The organism is Streptomyces sp. SAJ15 (assembly GCF_007595705.1).
Classification (GTDB): Bacteria; Actinomycetota; Actinomycetes; order Streptomycetales; family Streptomycetaceae; genus Streptomyces.
In genome coordinates this window covers 324,178-342,697 of the sequence record NZ_NISY01000005.1, presented here as the reverse complement: position 1 = coordinate 342,697, position 18,520 = coordinate 324,178, and the positions used below count along the sequence as shown (strand labels likewise).

The following is an 18,520-nucleotide window of genomic DNA, read 5'->3' as shown; positions in this document are numbered from 1 at the left end:
ATTCGGCGGCGAGTCTGCTCTCCGCCGTGTGGGGCGCCCGGGGCGCGTGTTCGTCCGTTGCCCCCACCCCACACTCCACGCACTCCCCGATCGCTTCCGCGGTGACCCGTGCGGTGACGAGCCTGCGCCACGGGGATTCGGAAATCGCACTCGCCGGGGCACTCCGTCCCGGTCTCATTCCGGGTGGCGGATTCGTCATTCTGAAGCGATTGTCACGGGCCGTGGCGGACGCGGACCGTATCCACTGTCTGATCGGTGCCGCACCGCCCGTCGATACCGACACGGAGCCCGCCGCCGCCGACGCCGTTACCGGCACGGGGCTCGGTGAGAGCGCCACCGGCGGCGCCACCGAGGGAGGTGCCGACCACGCCGTCGCCGCGCTGCTCGACGCCGTGGCGCTGCTGGCGCGGGGCGGCACCCCGGAGCGGGCCGTGGCCGGCCTCACCCTCATCGGGTACGAGGCGGGCCCCCCGGCGGGAGCGCTCCTTCCGGCCGGGACGGACCGGACCGCCGAGGCGGACCGGACCGCCGAGGCGGCTCGCGCGGAGGAGGCGGCGTCCGGCCGGCCGGCGACCGCCGCGTTCCCGTGGGTCCTCTCCGCCCGGAGCGAGGCGGCGCTGCGCGCCCAGGCCGAGCGGCTGCGGGAGCACATCGGCGCCCGCCCCGCCCCGCGGCCGGCGGACATCGCCCTCTCCCTGGCCACCACCCGCACCCTCTTCGACCATCGCGCGGTGCTGCTCGCCGAGGGCCGCGCGGACGCGCTCGACGGGCTCGGCGCCCTGGCCCGCGGCGAGGCCGCCCGGAACCTCGTGCGCGGCGCGGCCGCCGAGGGCCACCGGGTGGCGTTCGTCTTCCCGGGCCAGGGGTCGCAGTGGCAGGGCATGGCCCTGGAACTCCTCGACGCCTCCCCGGTCTTCCGGGACCACCTGCTGGCCTGCGCCGACGCCCTCGCCCCCCACACCGACCACGCGCTGCTCGACGTGCTGCGCGGCACCGGGGGAGCGCCGCCGCTGGAAGCGGTCGAGGTCGTCCAGCCCGCGCTCTTCGCGGTGATGGTGTCGCTGGCGGCCCTGTGGCGGTCCTACGGGGTGGAGCCGGCCGCCGTGGTGGGCACCAGCCTGGGCGAGATCGCCGCCGCCCAGGTGGCCGGCGCGCTCTCGCTGGACGAGGCCGCCAGGACGGCCGCGCTCTGGAGCCTGGCCCAGTCGCGGCTGACCGGCCGCGGTGACCTCGCGTCCGTGCTCCTCCCGCGGGACGAGCTGGCCCCGCTGCTGGCGCGCTGGCCGGGCCGGCTGCACCTCGCCGGGGTCAACGGCCCGCGCTGGACGCTGGCCTCCGGCGAGCGCGAGGCCGTGGGCGAACTCCTCGACGAGCTGGCCGCGCGCGGCGTGCGCGCCAGGAGGATGAGCAACGGGCTGGCCGCGCACTCCCCCCAGCTGGAGCTGGTCCGCGACGAGCTCCTCGACGGCCTCGCCGACCTCGCCCCCCGCTCCTCGGACGTGCCCTTCTACTCCTCGGTGACCGGGGAGCGGCTGGACACCGCGGAGCTGGACGCCGGCTACTGGTACCGCAACATCGCCCAGGAGATCCGGTTCGAGCCCGCCACGCGCGCCCTGCTGGCGGCCGGCCACACCGCCTTCGTCGAGGTGAGCCCGCACCCGGTGCTGACCGTCGGCGTACAGGAGACCGTCGAGGCCGCCGACCCCGCGCGGAGCACCCTCGTCGTGGGCTCCCTCCGCCGCGAGCAGGGCGGCCTGGACCGCTTCCACGCCTCCCTCGCGGAGGTCCACGTCCACGGCGTCGACGTCGACTGGGCCCCGGCCCTCGAGGGCACCGGCGCCCGAAGGGTGGAACTGCCGACGTACCCGTTCCACGCGGACGCCGAGGCGATCGCCGACAGCGGCGCGGCCGTCGTCCCGACGGCGGCGGGGGAGCCCGGCGCCGCGCGGTCGCGGCTGACGCGCCGGCTGGTCGGTCTGGCCGAGGGGGAGCAGCGCCGGGTGCTGCGGGAACTGGTCCGCACGCACGCCCTGTTCTTCCTGGGGCGGGCCGCGGGGGACGTGGCGGACGCCGACCGGTCCTTCCGGGAGCTGGGCTTCGACTCCGTGACGGGGGTCGAGCTGCGCAACCGGCTCAACGAGGCCACCGGCACGACCCTGCCTGCCACCGCGATCTACGACCACCCCACCCTCGACTCCCTGGTCGACCGCGTCCGCGCGGAGCTGCTGGGGCTCGACCCCGCGGCGGCCGACCGGACGCCGACGGTGCGCGGCCGGGCGGCCGGGGACGAGCCGATCGCCATCGTCGGCATCGGCTGCCGACTGCCCGGCGACGTCCGCACCCCCGAGGACCTGTGGCGGCTGGTGGCCGACGGCCGTGACGCGGTCTCGGCGTTCCCCGCCGACCGCGGCTGGGACGAGGAGCTGTACGACCCCGACCCCGAGCGGTCCGGCAAGTCCTACGCCCGGGAGGGCGGGTTCCTGCACGACGCGAGCCTGTTCGACGCCGCCTTCTTCGGGATCAGCCCGCGCGAGGCGCTCGCCATGGAGCCGCAGCAGCGGCTGCTGCTGGAGACCGCGTGGGAGGCGTTCGAGCGGGCGGGCGTCGACCCGGGCACCCTGCGCGGCAGCCAGACCGGTGTGTTCGTCGGGGCGATGAGCCAGGACTACGGCCCGCGGCTGCACGAGCCCGCCACGGGCGTCGAGGGGCATCTGCTGACCGGAGGCACCGCCAGTGTGCTGTCGGGCCGGCTGAGCTATGTCTTCGGCCTTGAGGGGCCTGCGGTCACGGTCGACACGGCGTGTTCCTCCTCCTTGGTGGCGTTGCATCTGGCGTGCCAGGCGTTGCGGCGCGGGGAGTGCGAGCTGGCGTTGACCGGCGGGGCGGCCGTGATGGCCTCGCCGGGGATGTTCGTGGAGTTCAGCCGGCAGCGCGGGCTGGCGCCGGACGGCCGGTGCAAGGCGTTCTCCGCGACCGCCGACGGCACCGGCTGGAGCGAGGGCGTGGGGGTCCTCCTGGTGGAGCGGCTCTCGGACGCCCGACGGAACGGACATCCGGTGCTCGCCGTCGTCCGCGGTTCGGCCATCAACCAGGACGGCGCCAGCAGCGGACTCACCGCACCCAACGGCCCCTCCCAGCAGCGGCTGATCCGACGCGCCCTGGCGGACGCCGGGCTGACCCCGGCCGACGTCGACGCGATGGAGGCCCACGGCACCGGAACGAAGCTGGGCGACCCGATCGAGGCCCAGGCCGTGCTGGCCGCCTACGGGCAGGACCGCCCGGCCGACCGCCCGCTGTGGCTCGGTTCGCTGAAGTCGAACATCGGGCACGCCCAGGCCGCGGCCGGGGTGGCGGGCGTGATCAAGACGGTGATGGCGATGCGGCACGGCGTCCTGCCGCGCACCCTGCATGTGACCAAGCCCTCGCCGCACGTGGACTGGTCCAGCGGCGCCGTCGAGCTGCTGACGGAGGAGCGGCCCTGGCCCGAGACCGGGCGGCCGCGTCGGGCGGGCGTCTCCGGATTCGGGATCAGCGGCACCAACGCCCATGTGATCCTGGAGCAGGCACCGCCCGAGGAACCGCCCGCGCCCGGACAGGCACCCTCCGAGGTGGTCCCCTGGCCCGTCTCCGCCCGGACTCCGGAGGCGCTGCGGGCGCAGGCCGAGCGGCTGCGGGACGCGGTGCTCGCCCACCCCGACTGGGAGCCGGCCGAGGTCGGCTGGTCGCTGGCCACCACGCGGGCGGCGTTCGAACAGCGCGGCGTGGTCATCGGCCGGCACCGGTCGGAGTTCCTGAGCGGCCTCGGCGCCCTGGCCGGCGGCGCGGTCGTCCCCCACGTGGTGACGGGGCAGGTGGCGGGCCGCGGCGGCGCGGTGTTCGTCTTCCCGGGGCAGGGTTCGCAGTGGGCGGGTATGGCGGTGGAGTTGCTGGACTCCTCGACGGTGTTCCGGGAGCGGATCGCGGCGTGTGGTGAGGCGTTGGCGCCGTATGTGGACTGGTCGTTGGAGGAGGTGTTGCGCGGCGCGGACGGTGCGCCCTCGTACGACCGGGTGGATGTGGTGCAGCCCGCGCTGTGGGCGGTGATGGTGTCCCTGGCGGAGTTGTGGCGTGCGTACGGGGTGGAGCCGGCCGCGGTCATCGGGCACTCGCAGGGGGAGATCGCGGCGGCGTGTGTCGCCGGGGCGCTGTCGTTGGAGGACGGCGCGAAGGTGGTCGCCCTGCGCTCGCGGGTGATCCGGGACCGGCTCTCCGGCCTCGGCGGGATGCTGGCGGTGTCCCTGGGCGCCGAGGCGGCGGCGGAGCTCGCGGGCCGGTACGGCGACCGGGTCTCGGTCGCGGCCGTCAACGGCCCCCTGTCGACCGTGCTCTCCGGCGCCCCCGAGGCGCTGGACGAACTGATCGCCCACTGCGAGGCCCAGGGCGTGCGGGCCCGACGGCTGCCCGTGGACTACGCCTCCCACTCCGCGCAGGTGGAGACGGTCCGTACGGAGATCCTCCAGGCGTTGGCGGGCATCGCCCCGCGCAGCGCGCCGGTGCCCTTCTACTCGACCCTCACCGGAAAGCCCGCCGACGGCACCGAGCTGGACCCGGAGTACTGGGTCCGCAATCTGCGCCACACGGTCCGCTTCGCCCCGGTGGTGCGCGACCTGCTGGCCGAGGGGCGACACGCCTTCATCGAGTGCAGCCCGCACCCGGTGCTGACGGTGGGCGTCGAGGAGACCGCGGAGGAGGCGGGCCGGACCGCGGTGGCCGTGGGTTCGCTGCGCCGTGACGAGGGCGGCGGGCCGCGGTTCCTGACCTCGGTGGCGGAGGCGCACGCCCGGGGGCTGGACGTCGACTGGGCGCCCGCCTTCGGCGGCGGCGCCGACGGCACGGAGCGGGGCGCGGACGCCGGCGCGGACCGCGGCGCGGACGGCGGTGCCGGCACCGCCGTCAGCCGCGGGCCGGCGCGGCGGCGGGTGGCGCTGCCCACCTACGCCTTCCAACGGGAGCGGTTCTGGGTGGACACCACCGCGGCCGCGGGCGATGTGCGCGCGGCGGGGCTACGCGCGGCCCACCACCCGCTGCTGGCCGGCGAGTTGGGGCTGGCCGACGGCGACGGGGTGGTGTTCACCGGCCGGCTGTCGCTGGAGGCGTATCCGTGGTTGGCGGATCACGCGGTGTGGGGTCTGGTGCTGGTGCCGGGGACGGCCTTCGTGGAGCTGGCGCTGTCGGCCGGCGGTCGGGTGGGTTGTGACCGGCTGGAGGAGCTGACGCTCCAGGCGCCGCTGGTGCTTCCGGAGCGCGGCGCGGTGCAGGTGCAGGTGCGGGCGGGCGGCGCGGACGAGGCCGGCCGACGGCCCGTCACCGTCTCCTCCCGCCCGGAGGGCGGCCCGGGGACGGGCGGTCAGGAGGCCGAGGCGTCGGCGGAGGGCGCGGAGCGGCCGTGGGTGCGGCACGCCGTCGGCGTGCTGACCGCGAACGGCGACACCCTGGCGCACCCGGCCGATGCCTCGGCACCCCCGGCCGACGCGCCCTGGCCGCCGCCGGACGCCGAACCCGTCGCCCTCGACGGCGCCTACGAGCGACTCGCCGGGCTGGGCTTTGAGTACGGGCCGGTGTTCCGGGGGCTGCGGGCCGTGTGGCGCCGCGGCGGCGAGGTCTTCGCCGAGGTCCGGCTCGACCCCGAGCAGCACAAGGACGCCGCCCACTTCGGCCTGCATCCGGCCCTGTTGGACGCGGCGCTGCACGCCGCGCTGCTGGACGGGGTGGAGGCGGTGCGGCTCCCGTTCTCCTGGACCGGGGTGACCCCGCACGCCACCGCCGCCACCGCGCTGCGGGTCCGGCTGGCGCCGAGCGGACCGGACACGATGGCCGTCACGGCGACCGACGACACCGGCCGGCCGGTGCTGTCGGTGGCCTCCCTGACGCTGCGGTCGGCCACCCCCGAGCAGGTCAGCGCCGCCGTGAGCCTGCCCCACGACACGCTGTACACCGTCGAGTGGACCGCGCCCGCGACCGGCGCGGGCGGTGGCTCACCCGCGTCGGCCACCCGGCTCGCGGCGCTCGGCCGGCACGGCGAACAGCTCGGCGAACGGCTGCGCGCCACCGGTGTCGACCTGCCCGCGTACCCCGACCTGGCGGCGCTGGCCGAGGCCGTCGCCGCCGGGGCCCCGGCCCCCGACCTCGTCCTCGCCCCCCAGCCGCCCGCGGACGAGACGGGGCCCGGCGTCGTCCACGCCGCGACCCGCCGCGCCCTCGACCTGGTGCGGTCGTGGCTCGCCGACGAGCGCTTCGCCGCCGCCCGGCTGGTGCTGCTCACCCGCGGCGCGGTGGCCGCCGGGCCGGAGGAGGACGTGCCGGACCTCGCCCACGCCCCGCTGTGGGGCCTGGTGCGCTCCGCGCAGTCCGAGACCCCGGACCGGCTGGTGCTGGTGGACACCGACGACCGCGACGAGTCCTACGCGGCCCTGCCGGTGGCGCTGGCCTCCGGGGAACCACAGCTCGCGGTGCGCGCCGGCCGGGTGGGCGCCGCCCGGCTCGCCAGGGCCGAGCGCGCCCCCGGCCCCGCCGGCGCCCCGGCCTTCGGCGGCGACGGCACCGTCCTCATCACCGGCGGCACCGGACTGCTGGGCGGTCTCCTCGCCCGCCACCTGGTCGCGGCGCACGGCGTACGCCGGCTGCTGCTGATCAGCCGTCAGGGGCCCGCGGCCGAGGGCGCCGACCGGCTCCGGGCGGAGCTGGGCCACCTGGGCGCCGAAGCCACGGTGGTGGCGTGCGACGCGGCCGACCGCACGGCGCTCGCGGAGCTGCTCGACACGGTGCCCGCGGAGCATCCGCTGACCGCGGTGGTGCACACGGCCGGCGTGCTGGACGACGGCGTCATCGGCTCGCTGACGCCCGAGCGGCTGGCCAGGGTGCTGCGCCCGAAGGTGGACGCCGCCTGGAACCTGCACGAGCTGACACGCGACGCGGACTTGTCCGCCTTCGTGCTCTTCTCCTCGGCCGCCGGGGTGCTGGGCAACGCCGGCCAGGGCGGCTACGCGGCCGCCAACACCTACCTGGACGCGCTGGCGCACCACCGCCGCGCGGCCGGAGCACCCGCGGTCTCCCTCGCTTGGGGCCTGTGGGAGCAGTCCAGCGGCATGACCCGGCACCTGGCCGAGAGCGATGTGCGCCGGCTGGGGCGCAGCGGCCTGCTGCCGCACTCCAGCGCCCAGGGTCTGGAGCTGTTCGACGCCGCGGTGGCCGCCGGCCGGGCGCTGCTGGTCCCGGCCCGGCTGGACACCGTGGGGCCGCGCGGGCAGGCCGGCGTGGCGCCGCTGCTGCGCGGCCTGGTGCGCGCCCCGGCGCGGCGCGGCACCGGCTCGGAGTCGGCCGACGAACTGAAGCGCCGACTCGTGGGCCTGCCCGGGGCCGAACAGGACCGGGTGCTCCTCGCCCTCGTACGGCAACACGTCGGCGCCGTGCTGGGCCACGCCACCCCGGAGACCATCGACGCGGAGCGCGGATTCCTCGATCTGGGGCTGGACTCGCTCACCGCGCTGGAGTTCCGCAACCGGCTCAGCGCCGCCACCGGACATCGACTGCCCCCCACCCTGATCTTCGACCACCCGACCCCGGCCGCGGTGGGGCGGCACCTGCGGGAGCACCTCTCCTCAGGAGGGGACGGTGGCGCGGCGGGCGCCGCGGCCCGCTCCGGGGCCCACCCCGACGCGGCGGACGGGACCACCGAGGCGGAGTTCCGCAGGGCCCTCGCCGCCATTCCGCTGGCCCGGTTCCAGGAGGCGGGGCTGGTGGGGACGCTGCTGCGGCTCGCCGGCCCGGACGAGGCCGCGCCCCCCGAGGCGGACGAGGACGCCGGCGCCGGCTCCCTGGACACGATGGACGTGGCGAGTCTGGTCCGGGTGGCGCTCGGTGACGAGTGATCCCCCACGCTCGACGACGAGCGGTCCGCCATCCCGTAATCAGCCTGCCGATCCGATGCTGCGGAGTTATCGATGACGACATCCCAGGAAGAAGTTGTCAGGGCGCTGCGCGCCTCCCTCAAGGAAGCGGAGCAACTGCGGCAGCAGAACCGGAAGCTGACGGCCGCCCACACCGAGCCGGTGGCCATCGTGGGCATGGCCTGTCGGTTCCCCGGCGGCGTGACCACGCCCGAGGAGCTGTGGCGGCTGGTCCGGTCGGGCGGCGACGCGGTGTCGCGCTTCCCGGACGACCGCGGCTGGGACGTCGAGGAGCTCTACGACCCCGACCCGGACGCCCCGGGCAAGATCTACGCCCGGGAGGGCGGATTCCTCTACGACGCCGACCTCTTCGACGCGGAGTTCTTCGGGGTCAACCCGCGCGAGGCGCTGGCGATGCACCCGCAGCAGCGGCTGCTGCTGGAGACCAGTTGGGAGGCGCTGGAGCGGGCCGGCATCGACCCGTCCTCGGTGCGCGGCACCCGTACCGGGGTGTTCGCCGGGGTGATGCACCAGGACTACAGCAGCCGGCTGCGCAGGCTCCCCGAGGAGATCGAGGGCTTCTCGGTGACCGGCAGCTCCGGCAGCGTGGTCTCCGGGCGCATCGCCTACACCCTGGGACTGGAGGGCCCCGCCGTCACGGTGGACACGGCCTGCTCCTCCTCGCTGGTGGCGCTGCACCTGGCCTGCCAGGCGCTGCGGCGGGACGAGTGCACGCTGGCGCTGGCCGGCGGGGTCACCGTGATGACCAGCCCGGCGGGCTTCGTCGAGTTCAGCCGGCTGCGCGGGCTGTCCGCGGACGGCCGCTGCAAGTCCTTCGCGGCCGCGGCCGAGGGCACCGGCTGGTCCGAGGGCGTCGGCACACTCGTCCTGGAGACGCTCTCGGCGGCCCGCCGCAACGGCCACCGGGTGCTCGCGGTGATCCGCGGCTCCGCCGTCAACCAGGACGGCGGCAGCAGCGGGTTCTCCGCCCCGAACGGCCCGTCCCAGCAGCGCGTCATCCGTCAGGCGCTCGACGGCGCCCGCCTCACCCCCGCGGACGTCGACGTGGTGGAGGCGCACGGGACGGGGACGAGGCTCGGCGATCCGATCGAGGCCCAGGCGTTGCTGGCGACCTATGGCCGGGACCGCCCGGGGGACCGTCCGCTCTGGTTGGGGTCGGTGAAGTCGAATCTCGGTCACACGCAGGCGGCGGCGGGTGTGGCGGGTGTGATCAAGATGGTGTTGGCGATGCGGCATGGGGTGTTGCCGCGGACGTTGCATGTGGATGAGCCGACGCCGCATGTGGACTGGTCGGTGGGTGGGGTGGAGTTGCTGACCGAGGAGCGGGTGTGGCCGGAGACGGGTCGTCCGCGGCGGTCGGCGGTGTCGTCGTTCGGGGTGAGTGGCACCAACGCGCATGTGGTGTTGGAGGAGGCCCCGGAGCAGGAGGCGGCGACCGAGTCGCCTGGGTCCGTCGGGGTGTCGGGTGTGGTGCCGTGGGTGGTGTCGGCGCGGTCGGCGGAGGCGTTGCGGGCGCAGGCCGAGCGGTTGCGGGAGGCGGTGGTCGGGCATCCGGAGTGGCGGCCGGCCGATGTGGGCTGGTCCCTCGCCACCGGCCGGGCCTCCTTCGACCACCGCGCGGTCGTCATCGGCGACGGGCGGGAGGAGCTCCTTCGCGGGCTGGAGGAGCTGACCGGTGACGCGGCGGACGCCGGAGCCTCGTCCGGTGTGGTGACGGGACACGCCGCCGGTCGTGGTGGGGCGGTGTTCGTCTTCCCGGGTCAGGGCTCGCAGTGGGCGGGTATGGCGGTGGAGTTGCTGGACTCCTCGACGGTGTTCCGGGAGCGGATCACGGCGTGTGGTGAGGCGTTGGCGCCGTACGTGGACTGGTCGTTGGAAGAGGTGCTGCGCGGCGCGGACGGCGCGCCCTCGTACGACCGGGTGGATGTGGTGCAGCCCGCGCTGTGGGCCGTGATGGTCTCCCTCGCCGAGCTGTGGCGTGCGTACGGGGTGGAGCCGGCCGCGGTCATCGGTCACTCACAGGGCGAGATCGCCGCGGCCTGTGTCGCCGGGGCGCTGTCGTTGGAGGACGGGGCGAAGGTCGTCGCCCTGCGCAGCCGGGCGTTGCGGGAGATCGCGGGTCTGGGTGGGATGGCGTCGGTGCCGCTGCCCGTGGCCGAGGTCGAGCCGCACCTGGCGCGCTGGGACGGCCGGCTGTCGGTGGCCGCGCTCAACGGGCCCCGGTCCACGGTGGTCGCCGGCGAGCGGGAGGCGGTCGAAGGGCTCGCCGCCGACCTTGTCGGGCAGGGCGTCCGGGCCCGTGTGATCCCGGTCGACTACGGCTCCCACTCGGTGCAGGTCGAGGGGATCCGGGAGCGGATCGTCTCCGCCCTGTCCGGGATCGCCCCGCGCACCGGCACCGTGCCGTTCTACTCCACCGTGACCGGCGGGCTGCTGGACACCGCCGAGTTGGACGCCGCGTACTGGTACCGCAATCTGCGCCAGCCGGTACGGTTCGAGACCGTCGTCCGGGAGCTGACGGCCCAGGGCCACCGGGCGTTCGTCGAGTGCAGCCCGCACCCGGTGCTCACGGTCGGCGTCGAGGAGACCGCGGACACCGCGGAGCACCCGGTCGTCGCCCTCGGCTCGCTGCGCCGCGACGAGGGCGGCGCGCGGCGCTTCCTCACCTCCCTCGCCGAGGCGTACACCCGGGGACTGGCCGTCGACTGGACCCCGGCGTACGGGGCGGGCCACCCCGGCCGGGTGGAACCGGCGGCACTGCCGACCTACCCCTTCCAACGCCAGAGCTTCTGGCTGTTGGAGGAGCCGGACACCGCCGCCGAGGCGACGGGGCCCGGCGACGGGGAGGCCGGGTTCTGGCGGGCGGTCGAGGGCGCCGACGCGGCCGCGCTGGCGGCCACCCTCCAGATCGAGGACGCGGCGCAGCGGTCGTCGCTGGACGCGCTGCTCCCGGTGCTCTCCTCCTGGCGTCGGGCCGCCGGCGAGCGGTCCACGGTGGACGGCTGGCGGTACCGGATCACCTGGAAGCCGCTGCCCGAGCCCGCGACCGCCGCGCCCCACGGGACCTGGCTGCTGGCCGTGCCCGCGGGCGCCGCGGACGACCCACGGGTGGCCGCCGTCGCCGGGGCGCTCACCGAACGCGGCGCGCGGGCCGTCACCCTGGAGCTGTCCCCGCACGACGCGGACCGGGAGGCGCTCGCCGGCCGGCTGCGCACGGCGCTCGGCGCGGACGCCGGTGGCGTGCTGTCGCTGCTCGCCCTGGCGGAGGGGGCCCATCCGGACCACCCCACGCTGCCCGCCGCGACCGCCCTGACCCTGACCCTGGTGCAGGCGCTGGCCGCCGCGGACCTCCCGGCGCCGCTGTGGTGCGCGACCTGGGGCGCGGTCTCCGTGAGCCCCTCCGATCCGCCGCGCGACCCGGCGCACGCCCAGCTGTGGGGGCTCGGCCGGGTCGTGGCGCTGGAGCACCCCCGGCTGTGGGGCGGACTGCTCGATCTGCCCGAGCGGCTCGACGAGCGGGCGCTGGAACGGCTGAGCGGAGTGCTGGCCGGGGTGGCCGGCCCACGGGTCGGGAACGACGCCGCGCCGCCCGGCGCGGGCGGCGAGGACCAGGTGGCGCTGCGCCCGGCCGGGCTGTTCGGGCGGCGTATGGTGAGCGCCGCGCTCGGCGGCGCCGCCCCGCCGCGCCACTGGCGCCCGCGCGGGACGGTGCTCCTCACCGGGGCCACCGGGAGCCTGGGACCGCGGGTGGCCCGCTGGCTGGCGGAGCGCGGCGCCGAGCATCTGGTGCTGGTCAGCCGCAGCGGCCCGGCGGCCGAGGGCGCCGCGGAGCTGGAGGCCGAGCTCACCGCCCTGGGCACCGCCGTCACCCTGGCCGCCTGCGACGTGGGCGACCGGGCCGCGGTGGCGGACCTGCTCGCCGGGCTGCGGGAGGCGGGGCACACCGTGCGCGCCGTGCTGCACACCGCCGCCTTCATCGAGCTGGCCCCGGTCGCCGAACTGGCGCCGGCGGAGTTCGCCGACGTGCTCTCCGCCAAGGTCGCCGGCGCCGGGCACCTGGCCGACCTCCTCGACCCCGCCGAGCTCGACGCCTTCGTCCTCTTCTCCTCCATCGCCGGTGTCTGGGGCAGCGGGGAGCACGCCGCCTACGCTGCCGCGAACGCGGCGCTGGACGCCCTGGCCGAGCAGGGCCGGGCCCGGGGGCTGCCCATGACCTCGATCGCCTGGGGCGTCTGGGAGGACGCCCTCAACACCTGGAAGGGCGTCGGCAGCGTCGAGGCCACCGAACGCCGGGAGCTGGTGCGACGTCAGGGGCTGCCGCTGATGTCGGCCGAGCTGGCCGTCGCCGCCCTCCAGCAGTCCCTCGACCACGACGACACCTTCGTGGCCGTCGCCGAGATCGACTGGGAGCGGTTCGTCCCGCTGTTCACCTCGATGCGGCCCAGCCCGCTGCTCGCCGAGGTGCCCGAGGCCCGCCGGCTGCTGGCGGACGCCCCGCGGCCCGCCGCCGCCGACGACACGGCCACCGGCGCGGAGCTGCGGCAGCGGCTGTCCGGGCTGCCCGCCCCGGACCAGGACCTGATCCTGCTGGAGCTGATACAGACCCGGGCCGCGGCCGTCCTGGGGCACACCACCGCCGACGCCATCGGCAGCGAACGGGCCTTCAAGGACCTCGGCTTCGAGTCCCTGACCGCGGTCGAGCTGCGCAACCGACTGGTGGCCGCGACCGGGCTGCGGCTCCCGGCCACCCTGGTCTTCGACTACCCGACCCCGGCCGTGCTGGCCGTCCGGCTGCGGACGGAGCTCTCCGGCGACGCCGCGGCCCCCGCCGCCCCCGAGCCGGCGGCCCCCGCCGCGGAGCCGGCCACCCGCCACGACGACGAGCCGATCGCGATCGTCTCCATGGCCTGCCGCTACCCCGGCGGCATCGCCGGCCCCGAGGACCTGTGGCGGCTGCTGGCCGCCGGGGGCGACGCCATCTCGGGCTTCCCCGAGGACCGCGGCTGGCACGTGGCGGAGCTCTTCGACCCCGAACCCGGCCGGCGGGGCAGGAGCTATGTGCGGGAGGGCGGCTTCCTCACCGAGGTGGACCGGTTCGACGCCGCCTTCTTCGGCATCAGCCCGCGCGAGGCACTCGCCATGGACCCGCAGCAGCGACTCGTCCTGGAGACAGCCTGGGAGGCGTTCGAACGGGCCGGCCTGGACCAGACCGCGCTGCGCGGCAGCGACACCGGGGCGTTCGTGGGCGCCATGGCCAACGCGTACGGAGTGCAGCCCCACGAGGCCCCCGCCAGCATCGAGGACTACGTGGTGACCGGCAGCGTCACCAGCGTCATCTCCGGACGGCTCGCCTACGCCTTCGGCCTCGAGGGGCCGGCCGTCACGGTGGACACCGCCTGCTCCTCCTCGCTGGTGGCGCTGCACCTGGCCTGCCAGGCGCTGCGCCGCGGCGAGTGCTCGCTCGCCCTGGCGGGCGGGGCCGCGGTGATGCCCACACCCGGGCCGTTCATCGGCTTCAGCAGCGTGCGGTCGCTGTCCCGGGACGGCCGGTGCAAGGCGTTCGCCGACGGCGCCGACGGCTTCGGTCTCGCCGAGGGCGCCGGCATGGTGCTGCTGGAGCGGCTCTCCGACGCCCGGCGCAACGGCCACCGGGTGCTCGCCGTCATCCGCGGCTCCGCCCTCAACCAGGACGGCACCTCCAACGGACTCACCGCGCCCAACGGCCCCTCCCAACAGCGGGTGATCCGCGAGGCGCTGGCCGACGCCCGGCTGTCGGCCGGGGACATCGACGCGGTGGAGGCGCACGGCACCGGCACCTCGCTGGGCGACCCGATCGAGGCCCAGGCCCTGCTGACCACATACGGCCAGGGCCGGGAAGCGGACCGGCCGCTGTGGCTGGGCTCGGTGAAGTCCAACATCGGCCACACCCAGGCCGCGGCCGGAGTGGCCGGCGTGATCAAGATGGTGCTGGCGCTGCGCCACGGCGTCCTCCCGCGGACCCTCCACGTCGACCGGCCGTCGACCCACGTCGACTGGTCCGCCGGGGCCGTCGAGCTGCTGGCCGACGAGCGGCCGTGGCCGGAGACCGGCCGACCGCGCCGCGCGGCCGTCTCCGCCTTCGGCATCAGCGGGACCAACGCCCACATGATCCTCGAACAGGCGCCGCCGATGGAGGCGCCCGCGGCGGAGGCCGGGGAGGCTCCGGCGGCCGAGCCGGGGGGCCCGGCCGCGCCGACCACCCTCCAGGCGCTGCCCTGGATCGTCTCCGGGCGCACCGCGGAGGCCCTCCAGGCGCAGGCCGAGCGGCTGCGCGACGCGGTGGTGGCCCACCCCGAGTGGAACATCGCCGACGTCGGCCGGTCGCTGGCCACCACCCGCACCGCCTTCGAACACCGCGGCGTGGTCGTGGCCGCCGACCGTGAGGAGTTCCTGCGCGGCCTGGGCGCCCTGGCGGCCGGCGCCGCCGCCCCCGGCGTGGTGGTGGGGGAGGGCGGCGAGAGCCGCGGCGCCCCCGTGCTGGTCTTCCCCGGACAGGGCTCGCAGTGGGCCGGCATGGCCGTGGAGTCGCTGGACTCCTCCCCGGTGTTCCGGGAGCGGCTCACCGCCTGCGCGGAGGCGCTGGCGCCGCACGTCGACTGGTCGCTGGACGCGGTGCTCCGCGGCGAGCGGGGCGCCCCGAGCCTGGCACGGGTGGACGTGGTCCAGCCGGCGCTGTGGGCGGTGATGGTGTCCCTCGCCGAGTGGTGGCGTGCGTACGGCGTGGAGCCCGCCGGAGTCATCGGGCATTCCCAGGGTGAGATCGCGGCGGCGTGTGTCGCCGGGGCGCTGTCGTTGGAGGACGGCGCGAAGGTGGTCGCCCTGCGCAGCCGGGCGTTGCGGGAGATCGCGGGTCTGGGTGGGATGGCGTCGGTGCCGCTGCCCGTGGCCGAGGTCGAGCCGCACCTGGCGCGCTGGGACGGCCGGCTGTCGGTGGCCGCGCTCAACGGACCCCGGTCCACGGTGGTCGCCGGCGACCGGGAGGCGATCGCGGGCCTCGTCGACGAACTGGTCCGACGCGACATCCGGGCCCGGGCGGTCCCCGTGGACTACGCCTCCCACTCCCGCCACGTGGAGCGGATCAGGGACGGCATCGAGGCGGCCCTCTCCGACATCGCCCCGCGCACCGGCACCGTGCCCTTCTACTCCACCGTGACCGGCGGGCTGCTGGACACCACCGAGCTGGACGGCGCGTACTGGTACCGGAACCTGCGCCAGCCGGTGCGGTTCGAGACCGTCGTCCGGGACCTGGTCGAGCGCGGCCACCGGGCGTTCGTCGAGTGCAGCCCGCACCCGGTGCTCACGGTCGGCATCGGGGAGACCGCCGACGCCGCGGACCGGCCGGCGGTGGCCCTCGGCTCGCTGCGCCGCCACGAAGGCGGCGGACGACGCTTCCTGACCTCGGTGGCGGAGGCCCACAGCCACGGCCTGGCGGTGGACTGGCGGCCCGCCTTCGCCACCGCCGGCGGATCGACGCGGCGGGAGGTGGAGTTGCCCACCTACGCCTTCCAGCGCGAACGGTTCTGGGTGGACGCCCCCGCGGTGACGGCCGGCGGGCACGCCCCGGGGCTGCGCACGGCCGACCACCCCCTGCTGGCCGGCGAGTTGGGGCTGGCCGACGGCGACGGGGTCGTCCTGACCGGCCGGCTCTCCCGGGACTCGCACCCGTGGCTGGCGGATCACGCGGTGTGGGGTCTGGTGCTGGTGCCGGGGACGGCCTTCGTGGAGCTGGCGCTGTCGGCCGGCGGCCGGGTGGGCTGCGACCGGCTGGAGGAGCTGACGCTCCAGGCGCCGCTGGTGCTTCCGGAGCGCGGCGCGGTGCAGGTGCAGGTGCGGGCGGGCGGCGCGGATCAGGCCGGCCGACGACCCGTCACCGTCCACTCGCGACCCGACCGCGACGCCGCCGAGGACGCGCCCTGGACCTGCCACGGCACCGGGGTCGTCGCACCGGCCGAACCCGCCCCGCGGGGCGGACTCGACGGCGCCTGGCCCCCCGCGGGCGCGGAGCCCGTGGCGCTGGACGGGCTGTACGGGCGGCTCGCCGCGGACGGGCTGGAGTACGGGCCCGTCTTCCAGGGGCTGCGGGCGGCCTGGCGGCGCGGGGACGAGCTCTTCGCCGAGATCCGGCTGCCGCGGGACCGCCACGCCGACGCCGAACGCTGCGGCCTGCACCCCGCACTGCTGGACGCGGCGCTCCACACCAGCCTCCTCGACGGGCTCGACGAGGTCCGACTGCCCTTCGCCTGGACCGGGGTGACGCTGCGCGCCCGCGCCGCCACCGCGCTGCGGGTCCGGCTGGCCCCGGCCGACGCCGGCGGAATCTCGCTGGAGGTGGCCGACGCCGCCGGCACCCCGGTCGCCACGGTCGAGGCGCTGGCGGTACGCCCGGTCACCCGGGAGCGGCTGCGCGCCGCCGGCGGCGGACACCAGGAGTCGCTGTACCAGGTCGAGTGGGTCGAGGACACCGCCCCGGCCGCCACCGCGCGGTCCCTGCCGGCCGCGACGACCGCGGCCCGGTGGGCGCTGCTGGGCGAGGGTCGCCCGGAGCCGGCCGCGGCGCTGCCCGGGATCGCGACCCACGCGGACCTGACCGCCCTCGGCGCGGCCCTCGCAGCCGGGGCGCCGACTCCCGAGGTCGTCCTGGTGCCGTGGACCCCGGAGCCGGGCCCGGCCGCGGACTCCGTCCACGCCTCCGTCGTCCGGGCGCTGGGCCTGCTCCAGGCGTGGCTGGCGGACGAGCGGTTCGCCGGCTCCCGGCTGGTGTGGCTGACCCGGGGCGCCGTCGCCGCCGGCCCCGACGACGAGGTGTCCGACCTGGCCGGCGCGGCACTGTGGGGCGCGGTGCGCTCCGCCGAGGCGGAACAGCCGGGCCGGTTCGCGCTCGTCGACCTCGACGACGCCGACGCCTCGACGCACGCGCTGCCCGCGGCGCTGGCCGGCGACGCCCCCCAACTCGCCCTGCGGGAGGGCGCGGTCCTCGTGCCGCGGCTGGCCCGGCTGACCTCGCCGGCCGCCGAGGGCGACCCGCGGCCGGGAGGGACGGCCTCGGCCGGTGGCGACGCCGGCCCGACCGCCGACGACACCGGTCGCGCGCTCGCCGACACCGACCAGGCCGCCGACACCGACCACACGTCTGCCGACGCCGACCACGCGCCCGCCGACACCGGTCGCGCGCCCGCCGACGGCACCGTGCTGATCACCGGCGGCACCGGCACCCTGGGCGGCCTGCTGGCGCGGCACCTCGTCGCCGCCCACGGCGTGCGCCACCTGCTGCTCGTCAGCCGTCGTGGCCAGGAAGCCGAGGGCGCCGCGGAGCTGGCCGCCGAACTGACCGGCCGCGGCGCGGACGTGACCATCGCGGCCTGCGACGTCGCCGACCGGGAGGCGCTGGCGGCGCTGCTCGACACGGTGCCGGCCGAGCGGCCGCTCACCGGCGTGGTGCACGCCGCCGGCGCCCTGGACGACGGCGTCATCGCCGCGCTCACCCCCGAGCGCGTGCACGCGGTGCTGCGCCCCAAGGTCGACGCCGCCTGGCATCTGCACGAGCTCACCCGCGCCGCCGAGCCGGCGATGTTCGTGCTCTTCTCCGCCGCCGGCCAGGTGCTGGGCAACGCCGGCCAGGCCAACTACGCGGCGGCCAACGCCTTCCTGGACGCACTGGCCCGGCAGCGCCGCGCCCAGGGGCTGCCCGGGACCTCCCTGGCCTGGGGCCTGTGGTCCGCCACCAGCGAGCTGACCGGCCGGCTCGACGAGGCCGACCGAGGCCGGCTGCGCCGCTCCGGCGTGCTGCCGCTGTCCACCGTCGAGGCACTGGAGCTGTTCGACGCAGCGCTCGCCGAGGATCGGCCGGCGGTGGTGCCCGTACGGCTGGACCTCGCCGCGCTGCGCGCCGCGCCCACCCCGCCGCCCCCGCTGCTGCGCGACCTCGTCGGCGCGCGGACCGCACCCGAGGCGGCGGCACGGCTCGCCGAGGCGCCCGCGGACAGCGGGGCCGCCCTCCGCCGGCGGCTGGCGGGGCTGACCGGGCCGGAGCGGGAGGACGCGCTGCTCGACCTGGTGCGCGGCCATGTCGCCACGGTCCTCGGATACGCCGACCCCGGAGCGGTCGACACCGCGCGCGGCTTCCTCGACTCCGGGTTCGACTCGCTGCGGGCCGTGGAGCTCCGCAACCGCCTGGGAGCCGCCGCCGGGGTGCGGCTGCCGGCCACGCTGATCTTCGACCACCCCAGCCCCGCCGCCGTGGCGACCCTCCTCGGGACGCTCCTGGCGGTGCCGGGGGACGGGGAGCCGGAACCGGCCGGGTTCGCCGAACTCGACGGCCTGGAGGCCGCCGTACGGGGCCTCTCCGCGGACGACCCGGCGCGCGAGCGGCTCGCCGAACGGCTGCGGGGGCTGCTGACCCGCCTCGACGGGGAGTCCGAGGGGACGACCGGCGCCGCGGCCGAGGTCGAGTCGGCCACGCTCGACGAGATCTTCGACATCGTCGAGAACGAGTTGAGGAAGTCGTGAGCCGCCGCCGCATCCGGAAGACCGCAGCA

Annotated in this window: 2 protein-coding genes; both read left to right on the top strand. The window is 76.8% G+C overall.

From position 1 onward, the window contains the following. Positions 1–221 precede the first annotated feature (221 nt). On the top strand, positions 222–7,907 hold the full coding sequence (locus CD790_RS16560) for a type I polyketide synthase (protein WP_260867624.1): 7,686 nt from the start codon (positions 222–224) through the stop codon (positions 7,905–7,907). Between the two features lie 72 nt (positions 7,908–7,979). Next, positions 7,980–18,491 carry a type I polyketide synthase gene (locus CD790_RS16555; protein WP_144383993.1) on the top strand — a complete coding sequence of 3,504 codons (10,512 nt, stop codon included), beginning with the start codon at positions 7,980–7,982 and terminating at the stop codon, positions 18,489–18,491. Positions 18,492–18,520 lie beyond the last annotated feature (29 nt).